Here is a 25,116-nt window from a genome sequence, read left to right as displayed (position 1 = left end):
CATTACCAAACTTTCCAAACAGCCTCTCCCGAATCCCACATCTTATTCAGATCTTCTTTATCTTTTAGCGTATCCATCGGCTTCCAAAAACCGGCATGCTTAAAAGCCATCATTTGATGTTCTCGTGCGATTTGCTCCATAGGCTCCCTCTCCCAGGTAATATGATCCCCCTCTATAAAATCAAATACACCCGGCTCGCAGACGAAATACCCTCCGTTAATCCAGGCACCGTCTCCCTTAGGCTTCTCGATAAAGGACTTCACACTATTCTCCTTCTCCAGCGTAATAGCGCCAAAACGCCCTGTCGGTTGAATGGTCGTCACAGTACATAATTTCTTATGACTTTCATGAAAACGAAGCAAATCACCGATGTTCACGTCCGACACGCCATCTCCATAAGTCAGCATAAACGTTTCATTGCCGATGTATTTTTGAATCCGTTTGATACGACCTCCTGTCATCGTGTTCAACCCCGTATCGATCAACGTTACCTTCCAAGGCTCTACATCCGTATCCAGTATCTCCAAAGAATTCCGCTGCAGATCGATCATCAAATTGGATCGATACATACAATAATTTGCAAAAAACTCCTTGATTATATGGCCTTTATAGCCTAAACAAATAATAAATTCATTAATACCGTAATGGGAATAAGTCTTCATGATATGCCACAAAATAGGCATTCCTCCGATTTCAACCATAGGTTTAGGCTTGATCCCCGTCTCTTCGCTCAACCGGGTTCCTAATCCCCCTGCCAATATAACTGCTTTCATCTATTTTATAAATTTAGAAAACCAAATTTTGTTCAAAGATAACGCTTAATAATCAGAATTACCTTCATTCTGTTAAACAAAAAAATGACAATTGACGATAGAAGATGAAGAGATTCGACGGTTGAATGATGATAACGATTCATTTCCAATCACCGAACTCTATACCACCGAATACAAATCCTTTAATCATGGGGGATTTTTTTCAAATCCTCGGGAGTATCGATTCCGATAGATTCGTGATGAGTGATACTTACGGCGATCTTATAACCGCATTCCAACCAACGTAACTGTTCCAAGGATTCGGCTTTTTCCAGTACACCCTGAGGGATTCGGGTGATACATTCCAATATTGCCGGACGATAGGCATACATACCCACGTGTTTATAATAAGGGGTCTGTGCCAACCACTCTTCTTGCTCTACCCCCCGGCAATACGGGATAGGGCAGCGACTGAAATAAAGAGCCGTATGTTGTTGAGAAAAAACGACTTTTACCTTATTAGGGTCGAATATCTCCTCATTTTTTTCAAAGGGCTTAGCCAAGGTCGCAATCTGGATCTCCGGCTCCTCGAACCGGGATATCAAGACCTCAATCTGTTCCGGCAGGATAAAAGGTTCATCTCCCTGGACATTCACAATAACCTCGAAATCCTGTTGTAAAAGCCCTTTCACTTTCTGATAAGCCTCATAACAACGATCGGTCCCGCTCCTATGAGTTGTTGCCGTCATCACGGCCCGACCTCCGAATCCGATCACGGTATTATAAATTCGTTCATCGTCTGTAGCCACATAAACATGTTCCGATACGGCCGTCGCTTTTTCATACACATGTTGTATCATCGGTTTCCCTGCTATTTCTACCAAAGGCTTCCCCGGAAACCGGGTAGACGCATACCTTGCAGGAATCAATATTAAACTGGGATTGAGAATCATTATGCTATTCTAATTTGAGATTATTACTCTCGGCGTGAAGTCGTCGTAAATGATCGGAATTGGATAATATTTTTAATTTCAGATTTTGCGGATAATTGGGATGTTTTTCCAAAAAATGAGTGACGACGGAATAAACATACTTACTCGTGTGTCCGGATAAACCGGCTTCCAACCAATCAGAAGGGAAAAAGATATCTCCCGTTTCCTGTATCTCCTGTAATTTTTCTAACACTTTAGGTATATATTCTTCAGACTCCTGACGACGTAAGGGATGATTTAGCCATCTCAGGCTCTCTCCCGCCCAAACTTCATTTACTCTATTCTTCTCTAATAACAAAGCGTTAAAAACACTATCCCGAACCTGTTTTTTCCCCGATACGGAAGGTAATACATAGGTAAAACGATTTAACAGATCCTTATTCTTTACCGTCCTGAGGATATACTTCTTCATATTCTGGTACTGATTGGAATCTCTCAACACCATGTTATAAGCTATCGAGATCCTGTCCTCATCCGTAATCGTCATTCCGCTCGTCTCTTCCGTACCGTACAATATTTTCGCTATATATCCTTTGGCCTCCGATGAGGTATATATACTCAACAATGTTTTAAAATAGGTTTTCTTATTTACTCCCGTTTGTTCTTTTGACAACATATCCATGCAGAAACGCTCCAGATCTTCCTGTAACAACTGACGGCTGCCTTCATCCAAATAAGTATTATAGACAATAGTTAGAAACGAAAGCGTCCGATTAATAACCAGATTGTTCGTTTCCGCGGGCAGATGTTTGATACAAAAACGAACAAATAATTCCCCCTTTAACTTTTTATTCAAAACTCCTTCATACAACAATTGCCAGCTGACAGCCCGATGTAATGGCTCTGCCAGTTCACTCAAATACTCATTCAGGGCATGAATGGAATACTCCGTGGGTAAGAAACAACCGTATCCCAAAACATCTCCATCCGGCAATACCACTTTCGTATTGTGATAACGCGTTAACGTATCCTTTAAAAAGAGAATATTCTCCCGCAAACGTCTGTTACTTTCCCAAATAACCGATATCCGTTGAGGCCATATCCGGCTTTTCCCAGATTCATCGATCATTTCGACTCCATTTTCACCAAATTCGATCAAAGGCGCACCTGCCTCTTTTACCCATATTTCATTCCACGCCTGCAAATCGACTCCGGATGTCTCTTCGAGAAGAGTAATTAAATCGTTCCAATCTGCATTGGAATAAGCCCATCTTCTCAGGTAATGGCGCAATCCCCTTCGCAATTCCCCATCCGAGATCAGATTCTCCAACATATTCATCACAATAGGCGCTTTATGGTAGATAATATCTCCGTATAAAGTCCCTGCATCTTTCAGATTATCCAATTTTTGCAAAATGGGATGGGTACCCTGAGTTCGATCCGTGCGTAAAGCGGCTTCATAGTGACTTAAATAAAAATTCAGCTTATGATCGACCGTCGGGTACAGGCCGGATAATATTTTGCCCGCCATAAAATTAGCAAAAACCTCTTTCAACCACACATCGTCGAACCACTTCATCGTCACCAGATCACCAAACCACATATGGGCCGTTTCATGGGCAATGACCTCACTACGCCTCAACCGTGCGGTCATATCGGCATCCGGATCGAGAAACAATCGAGAAGCATGGTAATAAGTAGCCCCGGGATGTTCCATTCCTCCGAATTGAAAAGCCGGAATTGCGACCACATTATATACGTCGAAGGGATAAGGTCGTCCCGTGTATTTCTCCATCCAATTCAATGAATAAGCTACTTCCCGGGCAATCTCGGACAGACTGCCGTTAATTTTAGAAGTATCCGTCTCCCGGTAATAAATACCGATCCAACGCCTATCGACATACCATTCCGCGTAATCAAAAACTCCCGCCACGAAAGCAAACAAATAGGTACTCAACGGCTTTGTTTCCTCAAACTCATACAGTTTATAGTCATCAAACTGTTCCATTCGCAACAAATCTCCGTTAGCAACCGCCCTCCATGTCGAAGGAATTTTTAATTTCAATTTAAACCGCCCTTTAATATCCGGTTGGTCGAAGCAGGGCATCAATGTCCGGCAACGATCCGGAACCAATAAGGTGTAAAGAAAATCATCATTACGATTCAGAGAGGTCTCTCCAGCCCTAAATTTAATATTTAGAGAGTTTCGCCCCTCCCTCAGATTTTTTTCTTCGATAACAATATGTTCATTCTTAAATGTATACGGAATCTTTTCTCCGCCGGAAGTAATCGAGATAATGCTTTCTTTATCCGCTTTAAAATCCAAAACAACAGGAGCCAACCGCAATAATTCAAAAGAGATTTCCGAATTAGCAATAATGGCAGCTTCTTTATCGGAGGGGATGGTAAAATATAAGTTGTAACTTACTCCCCCGATATTCGATTTTCGCTCTTGCGCCAGTTCTTTTGATACTCCTTTTTCAATACCACTATTTCCTCTCTCGCAAGCGGCAAATAATAAACAGAATTGTATAACGGCTAAGAAACAACGCACGTCTTCATTTATTTCTGGTGAACTTCTCTTTCTATACGACACTCTCCGTTAAAAACAGCTCCGGATTCGATCATTATATAAGCGGCTTTTATCGTTCCCACAAAGGTCGATTTAGCTCTCAAGGATACAGTTCCAAGCGAAAGTATATTCCCCTGCACATTGCCTAAGATGTCTACACTCGGTGAATTTATCTCTCCCTCTACCTTTGCCGTCGGTCCAATAACCAAACGACCCGTGGTATTAATCTTACCTTTAATGGTTCCATCGACACGTATATCGTTTTTCGCATGAAGATCCCCTTCGATAGAAGTTCCCTCACTTAACAAATTTAACGCAACCTGCTGTTGTACTTCTTTTCCCATAAAAGTCCTTTAGATTATATTTTTAACCAAACACAACTCGTTAATACCTATTTTATCTCCCACGATTCGCAAACGGCCGGTTTCAACCCGTCCTTCGATACGCCCTTCTTCACGCATCGTCAGATCCTTCGTATTTACACTTCCCTTCACCCAACCATCCGCATCCAGCACCTTACAATTGACATCACCTTCTACGACAGCACCTCTTTTAACCGTCAACACTCCTCCACAATCCACATTACCTGCAACGACACCTTCCAGAAACAAATCATTCGGTACCCTTATATCCCCCTGGATAACGGATGTACTAAGAATAACCGTTCTCTTCGCATTATGTTGATGCACATTTTTCGCCATATCGCAAGAAAATAAGTGATCAAATATACAACAAGTAATCTAAAATAAAAAATCAATTTCCAAAATCATAATGAATTTTAGATTTCTATACTCCACCGGGGGTTAAAAAAATGCTATCCGGTACGGATAGCATTTTATTCTATATTTGTTAATTTTTCTCACAGCATCGCAAATAAAATTTTCATCCTCCCGCTCCTTAACCGTCAATCTAAAATTTAAAATCTACAATGAGTCCATTTATTTTTTCCTGTCATATCCCCATTTGAGATAAACCGCTCCCCAGGTAAATCCTGCCCCGAAAGCAGCTAAAATCAGATTATCTCCTTTTTTAAGTTGATCTTCCCACTCGTAAAGACAAAGAGGAATCGTTGCCGAGGTCGTATTCCCGTATTTATGAATATTTACCATGACCTTCGAGCGATCCAGACCCATACGTTCTCCCGTGGCCGCAATGATTCGCAAATTAGCCTGATGGGGAACAAGCCAAGCTACATCATCGGAAGTCAGATTGTTTTTTTTCATGATTTCCACCGACACGTCGGCCATATTAGAGACAGCATGTTTAAACACAGGTTGCCCCTCCTGATATATGTAATGCTCCCTGGCCATAATCGTCTCTATCGTAGGAGGTTTTAACGAGCCACCGGCTTTCATATGCAAATGCACTCTTCCCATTCCGTCAGAACGTAAAATGTGATCTATTACCCCTATGTTTTCAAAGGTCGGCTCTAATAAAACGGCAGCAGCACCATCACCAAAAATAGGACAAGTAGCACGATCCGTGTAGTCGGCAATGGCAGACATCTTTTCCGCTCCCACCAAAACGACTTTCTTGTAACGGCCGCTTTCGACGAATTGTGACGCCGTAGTCAATCCATACAGAAATCCGGAACATCCGGCATTTAAATCAAAACTAAACGCATTCTTTATCCCTACCATATCGGAAATCACATTTCCATTTGCCGGGAAATGCATATCCGCCGTAACGGTACAACAAATCAAGAGGTCTACCTCTTCAGGTGTAAGCCCCGTCTTACGAAACAGATCTTCAACAGCTTTCGCTCCAAGGTATGCACTTCCTTTATCCTTATCCCGTAAAATACGTCTCTCTTTGATACCAATCCGGGTCATAATCCACTCATCCGTGGTGTCCACCATACGACTCAACTCTTCGTTAGTCAAAATATAGTCGGGACAATACGCACCGACCCCTGTAATTACAGCCTTTGGCCTCTCCATAAAGTTTTTTTTTGATAATTTTCGTTCACTCGCAACAAATACCCCTATACAACCATAGCCCCCTTATACAGGGGGCTGTATTATTTAAGGCAACTTATCGTCACATCAAAATTATGCAACAACAGCTTTCTCAATAGCCAATTTACCCCTGTAATATCCGCATTCCGGACATACAGTATGATACTGTACTGCAGCACCACAATTTGAACACTTTGCTATTGCAGGAACTGTCGCCTTGTCGTGTGTTCTTCTCTTATTCCTTCTCTGCTTAGAGGTTCGGTGTTTAGGATGTGCCATTTTTCTCTATTTTTAATTTAGTTATTAATTAATTTCTTCAATTCATCCCATCGGGGATCACTCTTTTTATTCTCGTTTATTACCAAATTGTCCAGTACTTTTTCCATCTCTTCATTACACTCTCCATCCGGATGTACAACCCGAAGAGGGTAATTCAACATGTACATTTCGTATAGCGGCGCACTCAAATCCAAAAAATCTTCCTCCTGAGACAACACGATAAAATCATCCTCATTCCCTTCTTCACGTTCACCGTATTTCACATAAAGATTTAACTCTCCGTGAACAAGCAATTCCATCTCTTCCAAACAACGATCACATATTGCCTTCACCTTCCCCTCAATCCTCATCTTCACCTCCATCAAAAGGGACGATTTCACAATATCGACATAAGCTCTCACCTCTCCTATCGTCCCTTTTGTTGGCTCAAAACAATCGAAAAAAGAGTCGTCCAACACAAATTCGAAGGAGTGTTTCCCCTCTCCCAGGCCCCTATGAGCAATCTTATATTCTTTCAACCTATCCACTACTATACGAAACAAAAACGGCGCAAATGTACAAAAAATAATTCATCTGCGACAACTATTCTTCTCTTTTTTATTTTCATCTATCATTCAGGCAAACACAACAATCTTGTACCTCGATTATATGCCTATCCCTTTCTATATTTTTCTGCCTCTTCTTCAAACATACTGACATAACTGAAATAACGGGTCTCACTAATTTTTCCCTCTTCGACTGCCCCCAATACCGCACAACCGGGTTCGTGAATGTGGGTACAATTGTAATAACGACAATCTTTGGCATACTTAAATATCTCCGGAAAATAATGAGATATTTCATTTTTCCCTATATGAATAAGACCAAAAGCCCGAATTCCCGGTGTATCTACAATATATCCTCCAAAACTCAACCCAAACATCTCGGCAAATGTTGTGGTGTGCTTACCGGTATCGTGTATTTCGGATATCTTCGCGGTTTTCAGAGTCAAATCCGGTTCTATCCGGTTGATCAAAGAGGACTTTCCTACCCCCGACTGTCCCGAAAACACGGAAACTTTATTTTGAAGCAGTTGTTTCACCTCTTCCACTCCTTCTCCCGTTTCCGCAGAAACGGCCAAACAAGTATATCCCACGTTTCGATAAACATCCATCAAAGCCCGCAAAAGCCATCGATCTTCCTCGTCATACAAATCTATTTTATTAAAAATCAACACGGCAGGAATATTGTACGCCTCTACGGAAGCTAAAAAACGATCGATAAATACGGTAGAGACCTCCGGATGCTTCAGGGTCACAACCAGTATCGCTTGGTCTACATTTGCGGCAATAATATGAGCTTGCTTGGAGAGATTCGTCGATTTCCGGATAATATAATTTTTGCGATCCAATATGTCATAAATAACTCCTTCCCCCGCCTGCCGTTCAACCTCCACCAGATCTCCGACCGCCACCGGATTGGTCGTCTTTATGCCTTTCATCCTAAATTTCCCTTTTATCCGGCACGACCAGATATCCCCATCTTCCATACGTACGGAATACCAGCTCCCGGTCGACTTTATAACAACACCCCTCATCTTAAATTAGCCATTTTAATTTAAACATTGGTCATGATAAAACTCGTTCTCAAACAAGTACATCAAACCGATATAGAGCATTCAAAAAGACATTTCTGCAACGGACATTTTCGAGACCCTTATTTTCAATTTCTATCTTTCTTTTCATTTTTAACTTCACAAAGATAATCTATTTCACTAATTTTGTCGCATACAATATGCATAAAAACCAAAATCTCCTTAAGATGAAATTAGTTTTTGCCACCAACAATGTTCACAAATTAGAAGAAATAAAGCAAATGTTAGGGGATTTGTACACCCTCGTTTCTTTGAAAGAAATTCAATGTTTTGACGAAATCCCGGAAGAGCAGGACACTCTCGAAGGCAACGCATTACAAAAAGCCCGCTATATTCACGAAAGATACGGGATAGACTGCTTTGCCGACGACACAGGACTCGAAATCGAAGCTCTCGACCAGGCCCCCGGAGTTTATTCCGCCCGCTACGCCGGAACGGCCCATGACTCCGAAGCCAACATGAAAAAAGTACTGTCCCAAATGAACGGCATAACGAACCGGAAAGCCCGATTCAGAACTGTTATCGCCCTAATCATAAACCAAAAAGAGTATCTTTTCGAAGGAGTCGTGAACGGCTGTATCCTGACCTCGCCTATAGGAGATAGCGGCTTTGGCTACGATCCCATTTTTCAACCGGAAGGTTTCACTCAAAGCTTCGCCGAAATGAACCTCTCGGATAAGAACAAAATCAGCCATAGGGGACGAGCCGTAGAAAAACTCTGTACCTTTCTAAAAAGCCGAGAGGACATACATGGAAGTAACTAACGCCATTATATTAAAAAGCACTCCTTATACGGAAAATCAACGCATAATCTCCGTTTTCTCCGCGGAACGGGGATATCTTTCGTTGATCACCCCCGTCAACACGTTTAAACGCCGGGACAATCACTCCATCCAATGCATGCAGATTGTTGAAATAGAGTATATTTTCAACGAAAAAAATAACCTTCACAAATTAACAACAATCGTCAATGCCCGCAACACGACAGCGATTTATCTTCATGTCTATAAAATGAATATCGCTTTACTATGGGGTGAGATTTTAAACCTAACCTTACGAAACGAGGGAAAAAACGAAACCCTGTACGAATACTTGGAAAACTCCATCGAATATTTAAGCTCAACACAACAGGACATCGCCAACTTTAACTTATTCTTCCTTTTTCATCTGGCCTCTCTACTCGGATTCACGATCAATTCATCAACCTATCACCCCGGTTACATCCTCAATCTCAACGACGGAAATTTCTACCCGACGGTCGAGCACGATTCTTATTCGACAGGCCCGCATGCGGCACAAGCCATTTACAATCTATGTAATGCTTCCTTGAGGGAAATCGGAAAGATCCCATTAAACCGCCAAAGCAGAAGTATTATTTTAGATATTTTCCTACTTTTCCTCGGCTTCCATCTGAACATCAATTTCAACATCAAAAGCATCAAAGTCATTCGTGAAATCTTCTCATAAGATTTGACATTGCTCATCATTAGTTAATATTTTCTTAAAAAATAAACTTTTTAAGGGGGAAAATGTCTTACAATAAATGATATTTTTCACTTTTTATTAACACACTTTTTGAATTACAAAAAATAAATTTAACCAATCAATTAAATCGCTATATTATGCGTATAAAAATTGACGATCTTAATAGAATCTATTCGAGTAACAAAAGGGCTTTTAGTAATTTGAATGTAAACATTGAACCGGGGAAATCTTACCTTTCAGTATCTAATGATATTGAAAATATTATTTTTATGTGCACACGATTTCCATTTCAACGTTGCTCTTTCGAAAAGATTCTTTTTGACAATGAAACCATTGCCAAAGGAGATAAAGCAATACAGTTTTTTGAGGAAAGTCCTCTCGGGGGAACTCAAAAAACGGATGGAGAGCCGGGATTTCAACAAACGACGGAAAAAAGAGAAGACGCGATTTTTTTCGACTTGAAGCATGTCCCCGTTTATTACATACACGATCTGCCGAAAAAACAGGATCGAAGTAATAGCAAATGCGAATTATTTCACGAAGAACACAAAACTAAAAAACAATGAATTTACATAATATACATACCGTTTCCCGTTACGAAGCCAAACTCTTACGAAGAAGTTGGTTGTTTCGTATTTTCGCCATCCTTTCCATATTGGTAATTACGTTTTTCCACTTAACCACGCAGGCCAATCTTTTCTGGTACCAATGGAACATGGTGGCCATGTCTTCTTCCTTTCCTTTCGTTAATATTTATATTTTCAATATTGCACAATCGGTGATTGCCATTTTCTTGGCGGGAAGTTTCTTAAAAAGAGATCAAAAACTGGATACGGCGGAAGTCATCTACGTCCGTCCGATGAGTAACGCAGATTATGTTATCGGAAAAAGCTGGGGAATCATTAAAGTTTTTGTCTCTTTAAACATCATCGCTTTATTATTGGCTGCCTTCATCAACCTCTACGTTAGTGAATCTCCATTTAATTTATTCCCTTACTTTTTCTATCTTCTAACGCTGTCCATCCCGTCTCTCGTATTTATCCTGGGGCTCTCGTTCATGGTCATGTGTTTCGTGAAAAATCAGGCGGTAACTTTCGTTATTTTGTTAGGCTATATCGGCGTAACCCTATTTTATCTTGGGAATATCGAACATGGGGCATTCGATTTCTTTGCCCTTACGCTTCCTAATATTTTCTCCGACATTTCGGGACATCCCATTCTATCGGATTATTTGTTGCAAAGAAGTTCATTTCTACTTTTAGGTATAGGCTTACTCACTTTCACGATTGCGTTGGTAAAACGTCTTCCGCATCACCCTAAAAAGAGAATGATATTAAACTCCTTGGGAATCATCATCCTATTATTGGGTATCGGAGCAAATTTTTCCTATCTGTGGCAATTCCGGCATAACGATACGCTACGAAGCCGTTATATCGAAAAATACCAGGCCTATAATTCCTATGATAAAGTAAATCTTCTGTCGGAAGAATTAATATATTCTCAAAAAGGAAATCAGATCTTCGTGGACGCTCACTTAACCGTTCAAAACAGAAATCACCGGAAAATCAATTCCGTCCTGATCTACTTGAATCCAACCCTTCAAGTGACCGAGGTTACCCACGAAGGCAGTAAGCTCCCGTTTAAAAGAGACGAACAAATTCTTCTCATCGACAAGGAGTTGACTCCTTATCAAACATTAAATTTACAAATCCGGTACGAGGGGAAGGTAAGTGAAAATATTTGTTATCTGGAGGTACAAGATGAGGAGTACTACGACACCCAAACCGGCAGTAGCATCCTCCGGTTCGGAAAGAGATACGCCTTTGTACAAAACGATTTTACCCTGTTGACTCCCGAAGTTTTATGGTATCCGGTCACCTATCCGCCGATGAACCCGGAAGCCCCTTATAATATTCAGAAGAATTTCGCCCATTTTTCATTGAAGGTCATTCCTTCCGGCAATCAAACGGTACTTTCTCAGGGAACACCCTCTCAATCCGGAGATACGGTTATCTTCCATAACACGCATAGGTTATCCTCTGTTAGTTTGGCTATCGGAGATTACGAGAAAAAATCCATCACGGTGGATTCCGTTCTGTTTGAAATATATCATTTTAAAGGACATGATTACTTTTCAAAAGAATTTACGAATTTGAAAGATACCTTAGGCAGTATTATCTTAGACATCAAAAACCAATACGAAAGCCAAAAAAACAGGGTTTATCCGTTTGAAAAACTGATCCTGACAGAAACTCCGGTATCATTTGCCTCCTACGTTCGAAATTGGAAAGGGTATAGCGAGTTTATCCAACCGGAGATTGCCTTTATCCCCGAAAGAGGAACGACACTCCCCAGCGGAAACTTTAAGCTTGCCAAAAAAATGCAACGGCAAAGAGGAAGAGGCCCGAACCGGGGAACGATAGACGAAACGGAAGTCGAAACCAGAGTTTTCAAAGATTTTATCACTTGGTGTTTTTTGAATGAAAGCAAGTACGAAGAAGAGGGAAATCTGTTCGTAAACAGCGTATTCTCATCCGGGTGGAACAGGACATCCAAATTGAATCCTTTTGATTTTTCCGGGTTCTATTTCAATCATGCTAATTTTATCTTTTCTCACAATTTCCCCGTCATGGATATTCTTTTGAACACGATGTTCAAACAAGAAGAAAACGATCCTTGGGCAAGGTGGAGAAGGAGGTTCTCCGGTATGAACGACGCACAGAAAGCATCTGCATTTTTAAAGGAAAAGAGCTTCGAACAAGCCGTTCTGGATCGTTCACTCTCTCCGGAAGTATTTTACGAGATGCTCAAACTCAAGGGAAATTACCTGCGTAATTACCTCACCTCTCAGATATCTCTGGCCGATTATAATAAATTCATGACCCAATTCATGAAAGATTACCAATTCAAAGAGATCAATTTCACGGTATTGAATAACTCTTTTATGAGAAAATTCAACATCAACCTGATGGATTTTATTCCTCAATGGTATACGATCAATCAAACCCCGCTATTTATTGTAAAAGGGATCAACGCGGATAAAACCGTCATTGACGACTACACGAAATACATCGTTCGATTTAAAGTTCACAACCCGACAGAAGTAGAAGGAATACTTTCCGTAAATATCGAAGAAGGAGAATGGGGTAGAAGAGGAAGAGGTCGGCAACAGGAAAAACCGTTACGACACTATGTCATTCCGGCCAGATCCTATAAAGAGATTAAAATTCTGTGCGAGGAAAGACCTCGCGACATCACGATAAATACCAATATCGCCCAAAATATTCCAAGCGATATCGTATACAATTTTTCCAAAATAGATACGGAGACCAAAGATACGGCTACCGGCATGTTTAACACGGATGCTACCCTTTTTGAATACAATCCCAAGGATATCATCGTAGACAACGAGAATAAAAATTTCTACCTGATCGAATCCAACCAAAAAACCACCCTGCAATCCCTATTTAAGAAATCGCAAGAAGATAAATATAAAAACCTGAACTTCTGGATGCCCCCCACCCGTTGGACCGCCACTGTGGGAAGTAATTTCTACGGAGATTATATCAACAGCGGCTATTATAAGAAAGCCGGTAACGGAAATAATAAAGTCGAATGGGTAGCCCAGATAGAGGCCCCCGGTTTTTATGAAGTTTTTGTTTACAACGCGAGAGTTGTATGGGGATGGGGACGTGAAGAATCAAACATGCAATATTACACCGTAAAACACGACGACGGAGAAGAAGAGGTTTCTATCGAGACCAATAAAAATTCACAAGACTGGATTTCATTGGGTAGTTTCCATTTTTCTCCCGGAGAGGCCAAAGTCATCCTAAGCGACAAAGGATCGAATCCCAACCAAGTGATTTACGCGGATGCTGTTCGATGGGTATTTCAAAACAAAGAAAAATAACAAATAATCCAGCACTTTTATGAAAAAAATCACAACACTACTCCTACTGACAATCGGCTTAACCGGATGGTTCCCTCAACGGGCATCCGCCCAGGAAGTTCAGGTCCTGACCCTGGAAAAAGCCCTTGAAATTGCTTATAGAAACAGTCCGACCTTAATTAAAAGCAAAATCACATTGGAACAAAACGAATTAAGCCTTGTCCGACAAAAAGCTATGCTTAAATCGAAATTCACTCTGAATCTATCCCCTTTCAGTTATAGGAGACAGAATAATTATTCCGATTACGAATCCAAAAACTATACTTCCAGAACAATGACCTCTCAGGGTAGTTTAAGAATAGATCAACCCATTATATGGACAGGTGGTAGTATTTCTTTAAGTGAAGGTTTAAATTGGCAAGATGCAAGTAATCAATCGCAGGGAGGAAACAGTACTTCTTTTTACAATGAACTCGCTCTTACTCTTACACAACCCATTTTCAAATACAATGAATTGAAAATGCAGCTGAAAGAAATAGAATATCAGGTTGAAGAGTCTAAAATTTCCAATGCGATAACGCAATTAAATATTGAAACCTCTGTAACTAACGATTTTTATAGTGTATACAAAAGCTATAAAAGCTTGCTCAACCAACAAGAAAACTATAAACAAGTAAAAGCTACTTATGAAATGACTAAAGCTCAGGTTGAACAGGATAAACGTCCCAAAGTAGATTTATTAGAAGCGGAAGTAAACTTGGACAATGCCGAAATGAGTTTAGCAAATGCTCAAATTGAGTACGAGAGTACAAAAGACAACTTTAAAAAATTATTGGGTCTCTCTTTGGACGAAGATATCTCCGTTCTTCCTCAAACAGAATTCGACTCCGTACACGTGGATATGAATTTAGCCATAAAATATGCCTTGGAACAACGAATGGAAATACGCCAACATAATATCGCTATTGAAAAAGGTCTATTGGAGCTCATAAAAACGAAAGCACAAGATAAATTCAGCGGAGAGATATCCGCTACCGTCGGATTATGGAATAACAGCAGTAATTTTACGGGAGCTTTCCAAGACCTTCAGGATAAGCAAGACATTAATCTCAATGTTTCCATACCTATTTTCGATTGGGGAGCCCGTAAAGCGAGTATTAGAAGTACGGAATTATCTAACGAAAGCAACGAAATTGATCTTACTGAAGAGAGAAAAGGAATTATCATAGCAATCCGTCAAATTTGCAGAAGTCTTCCCCAATTGTATAAAGAGATCTTTATCGCTAAAAAAAGCTTAGAAAATACTGAAATTCTCTATGACATCAAATACCAAAAATATCAATCAGGAGAGGTTAGTAATAAGGACTTACAAGACTATCAAAAGAATGTAACTAATGCAAAAGAAACATATACGAATACGATTATTCAATATAAACAAAAATTGTTGGAGTTAAAAATAAACACCTTATGGGATTTTGAAACCAATACTTCTTATTTGCCTGTAAATCTTCTCAAATAATCTACTAACCTTAAAAACATAGAAATCATGATCAATAAAAATATGAAATACATCGGCTTTATACTTTTAGCTTTTGCTTTAAACGGATGCAATAACCAGAGAATGGGTTCGGGAAGTGAAAACCCCACCCCGGTATGGTTATCGGAAGTAGGTAAACGTACGATCCGGCAACTGACCACCACCACCGGAACGGCCAAGGCAAGCCAAAAGGCAGAAGTCAAATCCGAAGTCACGGGAAAATATATCTTACAAACCAATCCCAAAACCGGACGTCCCTATAAATTAGGTGATATTGTCGAAAAAGGAGCTGTCATCATCCGCCTGGAAAACAAAGATCAAGAAATTTCTGTCTCTTTGGAAACCAAAGAAATGGATCTTAAAATAAAAGAAAAAGAGGTTGCGGGCAATGAAATTTTATTAGAAAAAGGAGGTGTTACAGAAAAAGATCTATTAACATCCAAAAGTGGCTTGGTTTCTGCCCGATTAGGAGTGGAAAAAGCCAAGATGGATCTCGATAAGCTGAATATCAGAGCCCCCTTTAAAGGAGTCATTGTCAATCTTCCCTATTATACGCCCAATGTAGACGTTGCTTCCAATGAGGTGTTATTAGGTATTATGGATTACAGCAAGATGTACATGGAGATCGAACTTCCGGAAAGTACTATCGAAAAGGTCAAAGTAGGTCAGAAAGTTTTGGTTACCAATTACAATATCAAATCGGATACCCTGTCGGGACACGTAACCCAACTCTCTCCGGCTATCAACGAAGAGACCCGTACCTTCTCCGGTTTTATCACCATCGATAACCCCGACCTAAAACTCCGTCCGGGAATGTTCGCGAAAGGAGATATCATTACCCTGCAAAAAGACTCGGTAATCGCTATCCCGAAAGAATTAATCAGCTCGCGGAGAATGAGTTCCGTATATACCGTGGAACGGAATATGGCCGAAGAAAAAATGATTAGAACCGGGATCAGCGACGATCGGTTTATTGAAGTCGAAAGCGGTTTGAATGCCGGGGACAAGATTGTCACCAAAGGATATGAATACCTGAGAAACAGAAGTAGAGTAAAAATCATGAAATAATTTTTAGAGTTTAGCATTTTAAGCATGCAAAGATCATGACGCAGTATGTAATCTAAAATCTAAAATCTAAAATTCATCTATATGAACAGCATTACAAAATTTGCAGTAAAATACCCGGTAAGCATACTTATGCTTACTTTAGCGGTATGCCTGCTCGGAACAATATCCTATAATAAATTGGGAACGGACTTGTTTCCGGATTTAAAGAACCCGGCCCTATATGTCGAGATAAAGTGCGGTCAACGGCCGCCGGAAGAAGTGGAAAAACTATTCGCCTCCAAGGCGGAATCTCAGATTGCCCGATCGGAAGGAGTCAGTAACGTATACAGTATTTCCAAAGTCGGAAATGCCAAAATTACCGTCGAATATGCCTGGAACCAAGACATGGATGCCGCCTTCCTGGATCTGCAACGAAACCTGTCTTCCCTATCTTCCCAGGAAGGAGTCGATGAACTGAATGTTACGCGCTACGATGCCAACGCCACTCCCATATTGACCATTGCCTTAACACATAACGAAATCAACGATATGAACGAGCTCCGGAAGATAGCGGAGAACTATATGCGCAATGAATTAGTGAGGGTGGAAGGTATTGCCGATATCCAGCTTAACGGACAAGAGACAGCCATTGTAGAGATCAGTACCGACAGCTATATGTTGGCCGCTTTCAATTTGGACGCAAATACCATTGCCAGTAAAATCGAAGGATTAAATTCCAATGTTTCGGGTGGAACTATCGAAGAGGGAGATATTACCTATACCGTAAAAGGCGTTAACCTCATCAAAACCATCGAAGACATTGAAAACATCATCGTTGCTTTTAAGGAAACAACATCCTCCGGCAGTAGTAGCGGAGAAAGCTCGGGAACATCAAGTAGCTCTTCCAATAAAGCCAAAGCACCGATCTTCCTGAAAGATGTAGCCACCGTTACGATCCAGAACCAAAAACCGGAAAATATCGCCCGGTATAATGGGGAACGTTGTCTCGGCATCAGTATTTTCAAAGAGAATAAATACAATACCGTCAATGCCGTCGATAATCTTTTAGCCAAACTACAGGAGTTTCAAAAAACCATGCCGGCTTATAACTTCCATATCATCAGTAACCAGGGAGATTTCATCGGAAGTTCCATCAACGAAGTGAAAGACTCCGCTCTTCTGGGAATTTTATTAGCCGTTATAATCCTATATGTCTTCTTAAGACGTATAAACATGACCTTAATCGTGAGTGTCTCCATTCCGATTTCCATTATCGCCACATTCAACCTAATGTATTTCAATGGACTATCCATCAACATCATGACATTGGGAGGACTCGCGCTGGGAGCCGGAATGTTAGTGGACAACGCCATTGTGGTCATGGAAAATATTTTCCGGAACCTGGATGAAAACAAACTCTCTCCGGCACAGGCTGCTATTACGGGAACCTCCGAAGTGGCCGGAGCCATTACGGCTTCAACTCTGACAACAATCGTGGTTTTTCTACCTATCGTCTATTTACAGGGAGCTGCAGGAGAACTTTTTAAAGAACAAGCCTGGACCGTCAGTTTTTCACTTCTCTCCTCGCTATTTGTCTCTATTCTTTTTATTCCCATGTTGGCTTCCAAATTTGTGAAAAAGAGTCAGGACATAAAAAGTCATGCTATCTCCATCAAAGGATTCGGAAACTTTGTGGGCCGAATATTGAAAAGAAAGTATACGGTCATTTTAGTTGCCTTTATCCTTATGATCGTCTCTTACCTTATGTTACCCTTTATCGGAATGGAATTTATGCCGAAAGCCGATTCCAAGGAGTTTACCATTACCCTTTCCATGGAACCCGGATTGCGCCTTAAAAGTACGGATGCAGCAACAGGGGGTATCGAAGAAACGATAAAAGCTTTAGGGGGAGACGATATTGAATGGATATACTCCATCGTAGGCCCTTCAAACATCAACGATCCCAACGGGGAAAAGTTGGAAGGAGAACATCAGGCTCAAATTAAGGTAAAGCTGAAAAAAGATTCCAAATTGAATGCCGACTACTTCATTTCCAACATCAGCGAAACCTATCCACTTCAGGATGGAATGGAAATTTCCTATCAGCAGGGAGAATCCACGCTACAAAGCATATTAGGTACGGAAGGTGCTCCCTTAGTCGTAGAGGTAAAAGGTGAAGAGTTGGAGACCATTGATGAATTGTGTAAGGAGATCAAACAGAAAATAACAGGTATTGCTGGCTTATACGACATCAAAACCTCCATGGAAAACGGAGCCCCTGAGGTCAATATCCAAATAGACCGTATAAAAAGCGGTATATACGGGATCAACATCAGTGATGTCACCGATCAGATAAAAAATAAATTACAGGGAAAAGAGGCCGGAAGTTTCGACAATAAAGGTGAGAGTATCGATATTAACATTAAGGTTCCGGAAGTCTCTTTAGCCGAACTGGGAAGTATCGAAATCAGTCAAAGCGACAAAAAATACCGATTGGATGAGATTGCCGATATATCAATCGTAACGGCTCCCAAGGAGATCACCCGGAATAACCAGAGCCGTATCGGAAAAGTAACGGCCATGATAGAGAAAGGCCATACATTGGGCCACATAGCCCCTCAGGTAAAAGCCCGAATAGCGGAGGTGGAATTCCCGGCAAAATACACGGCAAAAATTACCGGAGAGGAGGAGATGCGTCAGGAGTCATTCGGAGGTTTGGGATTTGCTCTATTCTTATCCATTCTTCTGGTTTATATGGTTATGGCTGCCCAATTCGAATCATTAAGGCACCCGTTCACCATCCTGTTAACCATTCCTCTCGCGGGAGTAGGATGTATCTGGGCTTTCCTGCTCACGGGAGATACGCTCAATATGATGGCCTTTATCGGTATCATTATGTTAGCAGGTATAGCCGTAAACAGCTCCATCATCTTAGTAGATGCTATCAACCGTCTGAAAGCCGAAGGCCACCCGTTGGAAGAAGCGATCATGATGGCGGCTCAATTCAGAATACGTCCTATTATTATGACCAGTGCCACCACTATTTTAGCCTTATTGCCCATGTGTTTCGGTTTCGGGGAAGGAGCTTCCCTGCGCTCACCGATGGCCCTTGCGGTGATCGGAGGACTGGCGACCTCCACCGTCATGACACTGATTGTCATCCCGTGCGTGTATTATATTATTGATAAGAAAAAGAAAGTGGAATGAACACGATCATAAAAAGAAGGGTTCTTATATCGATGTTATTCATCGGATTAGTTCTCATGGGTTTGTTTTCGAAAAAATACATCCCCATGGAATTATATCCCAATGCCGATCTTCCGGTATTGTATGTGAATATCAACGCCCAGAATGAACTCGATCTGGATTACGTTGAAAAATATGCGGTTATTCCGGTGGAAGGAGCTATCCGCTCCCAGCAAGGGATTGAAAAAATCGAATCGCAATACTACTCGAGAGGTGCTGATATTAAGGTTTCTTTGAACCAGGATGTGGATTTAAAATATGCCTTCCTGCAAATGGAGCAAAAAATAAAATCCATCAAATCGACCGTTCCGGAAACCTTTAAGCTATCCGTCAGTAAAAGTTACTCGGGGGCTTCCAATGACCAATTTATGAATTTGCTGATCCTCGGGGAAGGGGATATCGATTATGTCCGCAATATCACGGACGAGGAAATTGTTCCCTACCTGAGCAGCGTGGAGGGAATGGCCTCCGCACAAGCCAGGGGAGGACGACAAAAAACCATCGAGATCATTGTCGATCCGGACAAATGCAAGGCTTTAAATATTACCAAATCCACCATCAGTGGCCTGATTGGAAGTAATCAAACGGAAAAGAATTTTGTCGGTCTTACCTACGACGGGAACAAACGTTATTTTGCCAATATAACGGCAGAATACTTCAACACGGAAGACCTCGGTAATATCGTTGTAGCCAAAGGACCGATTTTGCTAAAAGACATAGCGGAAATCCGGTTCGGAGTAAAAGAAGAAGAGTCCTACTCCAGAACGGAGGGAAAAGAGGTGGTTTCCTGTATTCTTTCCAAATCCCCGACGGTTAATGTTATCGAACTCTCGAAAAGGACCCGCACAGAGATCGACCGCTTGAACGAGGAACTCAAATCCAAGGGAATTTCCATTAAGATCGACTCAGATGTGGCCGAAGTCATGAATAAAAATATCAATTCCATTATTGATTTAGCCATCAGCGGGGCATTTCTGGCGGTCATAATACTATTCCTGTTTTTACGGAAAATAAAAATTGTCAGTATCGTGGCTTTTGCCATCCCGATCTCCGTATTCTCCTCTTTTTATTTCTTCTATCTCTCCGGCATCACGATTAATACTCTGACACTTACAGGACTTGCTCTGGCGGTCGGGATGCTACTGGACAATTCCATCGTGGTCATGGAAAATATTTATCGGCTAAAAGCCACAGGAATGCCCACGGAAGAAGCCTGCGTACGAGGAACCACCGAGGTATGGAAAGCCATTCTGGCAGCTACGGTGACCACCATTACCGTATTTCTTCCCTTCCTGTTTGCCAATGACTACATCATAAAAATGATCGGAGAACATATCGGAATTTCCATTGTTACGACTTTAATCATTTCTCTGGTCGTGGCTCTATTGCTTATTCCGATGGCCATTAACTACCTTTTAAGAAAAGAGACAGGCAATGTTAATTTCAGTAACATTTCTATACACAACCGTTTGGTGCAAATGTACATTGCCATTTTAAAAATGGCGCTACGAAAACCCACGGAGGTTATTTTATTCTCCCTTGTCGCTCTTTTTATCACGGTAGTCCTCTCTAACACGTTAACCCTGAATACTCTGAAAGAGATTCAAAACGACAGTTTCGACGTACAGATCAACACCCCTTCCGGCTCGACGTTGGAAAAAACGGATGAACTGATCCGGCGTTTCGAAGATGAACTGCCCAGTATTCCGGAAATAAAAACCTTTTCTTCCAGAGTCGAAAAGGAAAGAGCCAGCCTAACGATCAAACTAAAAGATGAATTTGAAAAGATAAACGGCAAAAATCTTCCAAAACTCAAAGCTGAGATCTCAGAATTGGCCAAAAAAGTAAATATTACGGATATCAGTTTAAATGCAAACGAGAGCCGCAATAATTTCAGCGGTGGCAGCAGTCTACTCGGGAACCTTGACTTGTTGAAGTACATGGGAAGAGGAAATCAGACGGAAAAGATTATCGTCAAAGGAGAGGATTTCGAAAAAATGACCAGCTACGCCAACCTGATCGACTACCAATTAAAAGAGTTGGAGGATGTAATATCCTATTCCTATATAAACGTCTCCCCCGGAAATCCGGAGGCCCGTATTTATTTCGATCCATTCCTGATGGAGGTGAACGAAGTCAAACCTTCCGAGGTAGGACAAGAATTAACCAGCCTTCAACCGGAAAGTCCGGTATCGAATGCAAAATTCAAAACGAAAGATCAGGAATACGATATCACGATCAGGGACATCGATTACGACAAAGAAAAAGAAAAAAAACAACAATATCCCTCTTTGGAAGATCTGCGTAACTTAGATGTGACCACCAATAAAAAAGCCCTGATACAATTAAATAACTTCAGCCGGATTCGGTTAGAACAGGGTCAGGGAAGAGTCAACCGAATCAATCAGGAAAAACAACTGGAAATAACGTACACGTTTAAATCCGACATCAACGAATCCAAAGATTTGCTGGAAGCTTCCCGTTTACAGATTGACGAATTGGTACAAGGGACAGATGTCCCGAGCGGCGTTTTCGTAGAGGTCGTACACGAAGAAAAACAACCGGAAGACTATACCTTCCTGATCATTGCGGCCTTCGTCCTTATCTATATGATCCTTGCAGCCGTATTCGAGTCTCTTTCCGCTCCCATCGTGTTGATGTTCACCATCCCGTTGGCAGCTATCGGTTCGTTGTTGTTCTTACTGTTTACCAATAATTCCGTATCGAACAATGCCCAAGTGTATATCGGTTTTATTATCCTGATCGGTATTGTGGTAAACAACAGTATCATCCTGATCGACTACACCTCCATGCTGCGTAGAAACGGGTTCCGCAAACAACGGGCCATCATTACTGCCGGACTCTCCCGCTTGCGTCCCATATTGATCACAGCCATAACTACCATTGTGGCCATGATCCCGTTAGCCATGGGAAAAGACGAAGCTGCAGCCGGATTGGGAGCCCCCTTTGCCATTACCGTTATCGGAGGTTTGACCATGAGTACCCTATTGACTCTCGTGATCATTCCGACACTCTATTCCGGATTGGAAGATGCCCTGAAAAGGTTACGTACGCAAAGCCTCTTTATGAAGCTCTTGCAACTGTCGCTATTTGTTATCTGTGTCACTTGCACCTTCCTCTTCTCGTCCGAAATATTGAATCGTATTTTCTACCTGATTATTTCTATCGTACTGGTTCCGGGAATTACCTGGTTCCTCGAAAGCAGTTTGCGCAGGGCAAAAAGCACTATTATTCCGGCACACGAGGAGTTAGTGATTACCATCCGTAACTTAGTGAAAATATACGGAAGACCTTCCCGTTTCACCCGGGAGTGGACCTCAGGACTAAAGGTAAAGGAGCGTCTGGGATTGAAAAATTACTACTATTCCTGGAAAGACCTGCAAGCCTTAGTTTGGCTGCTTCCCACTATAGCCTTCCTATTCTATTTTACCTTTATCTATCAGGTACTGTTTTTCTGGGCCATCGTCTTCGCTTTATGCTCCTGGTTCATGATCTTAAGTCTTATGAAAGTTTTCTATGAATTGAGCATTAACAGGGAATGGCATCTTACAAAAAAGATTCTGGAATACACGGTTATGGCCATCTATTACATCGGCCCGCTAATTATCCTGAACTGGGGAAGCAACAAATTCGACAATAGCGGAGGTGCTGTCTTTATAGGACTATTCTGGTACTTAGCCATTGGCGCCCGTTTCCTTTCCAATAAGATTAACAAGGAAAATATAAACATCGACTTGATCGACGGACGTTTCCGGATGTTGCGTAAAACGATCTTCCGGATGGCAGCTCAAACCCCGATTATCGGAGCCAAAAAGAAACCGTTTAAGGCATTAAGCTCCGTCTCCCTCGAAATACACACCGGAATGTTCGGACTATTAGGGCCGAACGGAGCCGGAAAGACCACGCTGATGCGTATCATCTGCGGTATTTTCGAGCAGAGTTACGGAAAGATTTTCATCAACGGTATCGATACCCAAAAGAAGCGGGAAGAGCTACAAGGACTGATCGGCTATTTACCGCAGGAATTCGGGACATACGAGAACCTGACCGCTTGGGAATTTTTGGAGTACCAATCCCTTTTAAAGGGCATTTACGACAAACGAACCCGGTTCAATCGGATTAGCGAAGTACTCTCAGCCGTCCATATGTATGAAAACAAAGACAAAAAAATCGGAGGCTTCTCCGGAGGTATGAAACAGCGAATCGGTATTGCCCAAACACTACTGAATTTACCGCGAATCCTCGTTGTCGACGAACCTACGGCAGGTTTGGACCCCAGAGAGAGAATTCGCTTCCGTAACCTGTTGGTGGAGCTTTCCCGGAACCGGATCGTGATTTTCTCGACCCACATCATCGAAGATATTGCCAGTTCCTGTAACCAGGTAGGCGTTATCAATAAAGGAGTACTGAAATACCTGGGGACACCGAGCGATATGGCCAATATAGCAAAAGACGTAACCTGGAGTTTCGAGCTTCCGGCCCGCGATTTCACAAAATTGCCGTCCGACCTGTTGATCGTACACCACATCCGGCAGGGAGATGTCATCCGGGTACGCTGTCTGAGCGAAGAAAAACCGGCAGAAAATGCGGAAAGGATACTTCCGGCATTAGAAGACTCTTACCTGTGGTTATTACGAACGGTTAAGATTCAAAACAAAGAAGAGATTATTACTTAATACGGGACCATACTTAGTCTTCAACCTGAGTTGAAGACTAAGTTATAGCCCTCTTAAAAGGAGGAATATAAAATGAGCGTTATCAATTCAAAACCACACATTCTGATACAGATTTGGACAACGATTCAAAAACTGGTCCAATACAACATTAAAATTATTTTTGGAAACAAGTTTCTCTATTTCATGTTGGCCGCTCTGTTTTTTTTCATCATCATTGTCACCGTAAAACTTTTCGGGGATGACGAAATCACTCAGGCAACGGCCTATTCCATGTTGATGATGCCTTGTATCCTGCTCGTTTTCTATCCCATGTGTTTCGGGATTCAAAACGATCAGGATGCCAAAATCGTAGAGATCATATTCGGTATTCCGAACTATAGTTATAAAGTATGGCTGTTCCGCCTGCTTATCGCCTATGTCATCTGTTTCCTGATCACCCTTCTGTTATCCGCTCTCACCTGGTGGGTAATCGTGGATGTTCCCATATTCAAATTGACATTTCAAACAATGGTGCCCGCTGTCTTTATCGGAACACTATCCTTTACCTTAAGTACGCTCATCAAAAACGGAAACGGAACCTCCGTGGTGATCATCATCATCGGACTCATTCTTAACCTCGTGGACGGACAGTTAGGTAACAGTCAATGGAACATATTTATCAACCCGTTCAATGTCCCGCTGGACAAAAATCCGGAAATCTTCTTTAACACGGTAACCCACAACCGGGTAATCATGTTAGTGGCCTCCGCCCTCTTTATCATCTTTGGCCTAAACAACACCCGGAACCGGGAAAAATTCATATAAAAAACAGGAGTTCGAAAAATTTTCGAACTCCTGTTTTTTTAATCTCCCAATTACAAAATCACTGAATCTGTCTAATTGTAGATTGTAAATTGATATCTGCTTCAATTCCAAATTTTGCTGTCTTTAAATCCGAAATTACAGAATCTTTTAATCTCCAATTTTTTTGTTTTTTAATCTAAAATCTACAATCACTGCGGGCTAACCCTCCGGGGCGGGGACGTTTCCGTCGGTCGTGTAAAAGCTTTTCGTTCACTGTCCTCCGGGACTCGCTACGCTCGGACA

At 41.5% G+C, this 25,116-nt stretch carries 18 protein-coding genes; 9 read left to right on the top strand and 9 right to left on the bottom strand.

All coding sequences use genetic code 11. The annotated features are described in order from the left end of the window. Nucleotides 1–2 precede the first annotated feature (2 nt). The 9 genes from rfbF to rsgA form a co-directional block, all read right to left on the bottom strand. Nucleotides 3–773 carry a glucose-1-phosphate cytidylyltransferase gene (rfbF, locus tag QZR76_RS02950; protein WP_294140256.1) on the bottom strand — a complete coding sequence of 257 codons (771 nt, stop codon included), beginning with the start codon at nucleotides 771–773 and terminating at the stop codon, nucleotides 3–5. Nucleotides 774–955: 182 nt separating this feature from the next. Continuing rightward, nucleotides 956–1,705 carry a 3-deoxy-manno-octulosonate cytidylyltransferase gene (gene kdsB, locus QZR76_RS02945; RefSeq protein WP_294140254.1) on the bottom strand — a complete coding sequence of 250 codons (750 nt, stop codon included), beginning with the start codon at nucleotides 1,703–1,705 and terminating at the stop codon, nucleotides 956–958. A gap of 4 nt (nucleotides 1,706–1,709) precedes the next feature. After that, on the bottom strand, nucleotides 1,710–4,238 hold the full coding sequence (locus QZR76_RS02940) for a M1 family aminopeptidase (RefSeq protein ID WP_294140252.1): 2,529 nt from the start codon (nucleotides 4,236–4,238) through the stop codon (nucleotides 1,710–1,712). 8 nt (nucleotides 4,239–4,246) lie between these two features. After that, nucleotides 4,247–4,600: a polymer-forming cytoskeletal protein gene (locus QZR76_RS02935; RefSeq protein WP_041503302.1), complete on the bottom strand. Its 354-nt coding sequence runs from the start codon at nucleotides 4,598–4,600 to the stop codon at nucleotides 4,247–4,249. Between the two features lie 9 nt (nucleotides 4,601–4,609). Then, nucleotides 4,610–4,957, bottom strand: coding sequence for a polymer-forming cytoskeletal protein (locus QZR76_RS02930; RefSeq protein ID WP_294140250.1), 348 nt, complete (start codon nucleotides 4,955–4,957; stop codon nucleotides 4,610–4,612). 237 nt (nucleotides 4,958–5,194) lie between these two features. Continuing rightward, on the bottom strand, nucleotides 5,195–6,196 hold the full coding sequence (locus tag QZR76_RS02925; protein ID WP_294140248.1) for a beta-ketoacyl-ACP synthase III: 1,002 nt from the start codon (nucleotides 6,194–6,196) through the stop codon (nucleotides 5,195–5,197). Between the two features lie 111 nt (nucleotides 6,197–6,307). Further along, a complete protein-coding gene (gene rpmF / locus QZR76_RS02920) occupies nucleotides 6,308–6,493 on the bottom strand; it encodes a 50S ribosomal protein L32 (protein WP_041505225.1) in 186 nt (61 codons plus the stop codon). Nucleotides 6,494–6,510: 17 nt separating this feature from the next. Beyond that, entirely contained in the window at nucleotides 6,511–7,035 is a 525-nt protein-coding gene (locus tag QZR76_RS02915; RefSeq protein WP_294140246.1) for a DUF177 domain-containing protein, read from the bottom strand. Nucleotides 7,036–7,145: 110 nt separating this feature from the next. Further along, complete coding sequence (gene rsgA / locus QZR76_RS02910) at nucleotides 7,146–8,069, bottom strand: ribosome small subunit-dependent GTPase A (protein ID WP_294140245.1); 924 nt, start codon at nucleotides 8,067–8,069, stop codon at nucleotides 7,146–7,148. A 224-nt stretch (nucleotides 8,070–8,293) separates the two neighbouring features. On the opposite strand from rsgA, the gene QZR76_RS02905 reads away from it, so the two are divergent. The 9 genes from QZR76_RS02905 (at nucleotide 8,294) to QZR76_RS02865 (ending at nucleotide 24,834) form a co-directional block, all read left to right on the top strand. Continuing rightward, a complete protein-coding gene (locus QZR76_RS02905) occupies nucleotides 8,294–8,890 on the top strand; it encodes a non-canonical purine NTP diphosphatase (RefSeq protein WP_294140243.1) in 597 nt (198 codons plus the stop codon). Next, nucleotides 8,877–9,593 (top strand): DNA repair protein RecO, encoded by a 717-nt coding sequence (gene recO, locus QZR76_RS02900; protein WP_294140241.1) that lies wholly within the window; start codon nucleotides 8,877–8,879, stop codon nucleotides 9,591–9,593. The genes QZR76_RS02905 and recO overlap by 14 nt, the downstream gene beginning before the upstream one ends. Nucleotides 9,594–9,880: 287 nt before the next feature. Beyond that, nucleotides 9,881–10,177, top strand: coding sequence for a hypothetical protein (locus QZR76_RS02895; RefSeq protein ID WP_294140240.1), 297 nt, complete (start codon nucleotides 9,881–9,883; stop codon nucleotides 10,175–10,177). Further along, on the top strand, nucleotides 10,174–13,524 hold the full coding sequence (locus QZR76_RS02890; RefSeq protein WP_294140237.1) for a hypothetical protein: 3,351 nt from the start codon (nucleotides 10,174–10,176) through the stop codon (nucleotides 13,522–13,524). Before QZR76_RS02895 ends, QZR76_RS02890 begins: the two co-directional genes overlap by 4 nt. 19 nt (nucleotides 13,525–13,543) lie before the next feature. Next, complete coding sequence (locus tag QZR76_RS02885) at nucleotides 13,544–15,022, top strand: TolC family protein (RefSeq protein WP_294140235.1); 1,479 nt, start codon at nucleotides 13,544–13,546, stop codon at nucleotides 15,020–15,022. Nucleotides 15,023–15,049: 27 nt separating this feature from the next. After that, nucleotides 15,050–16,108 (top strand): efflux RND transporter periplasmic adaptor subunit, encoded by a 1,059-nt coding sequence (locus QZR76_RS02880; RefSeq protein WP_294140233.1) that lies wholly within the window; start codon nucleotides 15,050–15,052, stop codon nucleotides 16,106–16,108. Between the two features lie 81 nt (nucleotides 16,109–16,189). Beyond that, the gene (locus QZR76_RS02875; RefSeq protein ID WP_294140231.1) at nucleotides 16,190–19,294 is read left to right on the top strand and encodes an efflux RND transporter permease subunit; all 3,105 of its coding nucleotides are present in this window, start codon (nucleotides 16,190–16,192) and stop codon (nucleotides 19,292–19,294) included. Beyond that, complete coding sequence (locus tag QZR76_RS02870) at nucleotides 19,291–24,030, top strand: efflux RND transporter permease subunit (protein ID WP_294140229.1); 4,740 nt, start codon at nucleotides 19,291–19,293, stop codon at nucleotides 24,028–24,030. The genes QZR76_RS02875 and QZR76_RS02870 overlap by 4 nt, the downstream gene beginning before the upstream one ends. A 72-nt stretch (nucleotides 24,031–24,102) precedes the next feature. After that, entirely contained in the window at nucleotides 24,103–24,834 is a 732-nt protein-coding gene (locus QZR76_RS02865; protein ID WP_294140227.1) for a hypothetical protein, read from the top strand. Nucleotides 24,835–25,116 lie beyond the last annotated feature (282 nt).

It is taken from the genome of uncultured Sanguibacteroides sp. (assembly GCF_900543425.1).
Lineage (GTDB): Bacteria > Bacteroidota > Bacteroidia > Bacteroidales > Marinifilaceae > Gabonibacter.
This window is presented reverse-complemented; position numbering and strand designations above follow the sequence as displayed.

Excerpts from the sequence above, each read along its gene's own strand:
- QZR76_RS02880 (WP_294140233.1), top strand. The coding sequence starts at position 15,050 with ATGATCAATAAAAATATGAAATACATCGGCTTTATACTTTTAGCTTTT.
- QZR76_RS02870 (WP_294140229.1), top strand. The coding sequence starts at position 19,291 with ATGAACACGATCATAAAAAGAAGGGTTCTTATATCGATGTTATTCATC.
- kdsB (WP_294140254.1), bottom strand. The coding sequence starts at position 1,705 with ATGATTCTCAATCCCAGTTTAATATTGATTCCTGCAAGGTATGCGTCT.
- QZR76_RS02935 (WP_041503302.1), bottom strand. The coding sequence starts at position 4,600 with ATGGGAAAAGAAGTACAACAGCAGGTTGCGTTAAATTTGTTAAGTGAG.
- QZR76_RS02905 (WP_294140243.1), top strand. The coding sequence starts at position 8,294 with ATGAAATTAGTTTTTGCCACCAACAATGTTCACAAATTAGAAGAAATA.
- QZR76_RS02875 (WP_294140231.1), top strand. The coding sequence starts at position 16,190 with ATGAACAGCATTACAAAATTTGCAGTAAAATACCCGGTAAGCATACTT.
- rpmF (WP_041505225.1), bottom strand. The coding sequence starts at position 6,493 with ATGGCACATCCTAAACACCGAACCTCTAAGCAGAGAAGGAATAAGAGA.
- QZR76_RS02890 (WP_294140237.1), top strand. The coding sequence starts at position 10,174 with ATGAATTTACATAATATACATACCGTTTCCCGTTACGAAGCCAAACTC.
- rsgA (WP_294140245.1), bottom strand. The coding sequence starts at position 8,069 with ATGAGGGGTGTTGTTATAAAGTCGACCGGGAGCTGGTATTCCGTACGT.
- QZR76_RS02925 (WP_294140248.1), bottom strand. The coding sequence starts at position 6,196 with ATGGAGAGGCCAAAGGCTGTAATTACAGGGGTCGGTGCGTATTGTCCC.
- QZR76_RS02895 (WP_294140240.1), top strand. The coding sequence starts at position 9,881 with ATGTGCACACGATTTCCATTTCAACGTTGCTCTTTCGAAAAGATTCTT.
- QZR76_RS02930 (WP_294140250.1), bottom strand. The coding sequence starts at position 4,957 with ATGGCGAAAAATGTGCATCAACATAATGCGAAGAGAACGGTTATTCTT.
- QZR76_RS02865 (WP_294140227.1), top strand. The coding sequence starts at position 24,103 with ATGAGCGTTATCAATTCAAAACCACACATTCTGATACAGATTTGGACA.
- rfbF (WP_294140256.1), bottom strand. The coding sequence starts at position 773 with ATGAAAGCAGTTATATTGGCAGGGGGATTAGGAACCCGGTTGAGCGAA.
- QZR76_RS02885 (WP_294140235.1), top strand. The coding sequence starts at position 13,544 with ATGAAAAAAATCACAACACTACTCCTACTGACAATCGGCTTAACCGGA.
- recO (WP_294140241.1), top strand. The coding sequence starts at position 8,877 with ATGGAAGTAACTAACGCCATTATATTAAAAAGCACTCCTTATACGGAA.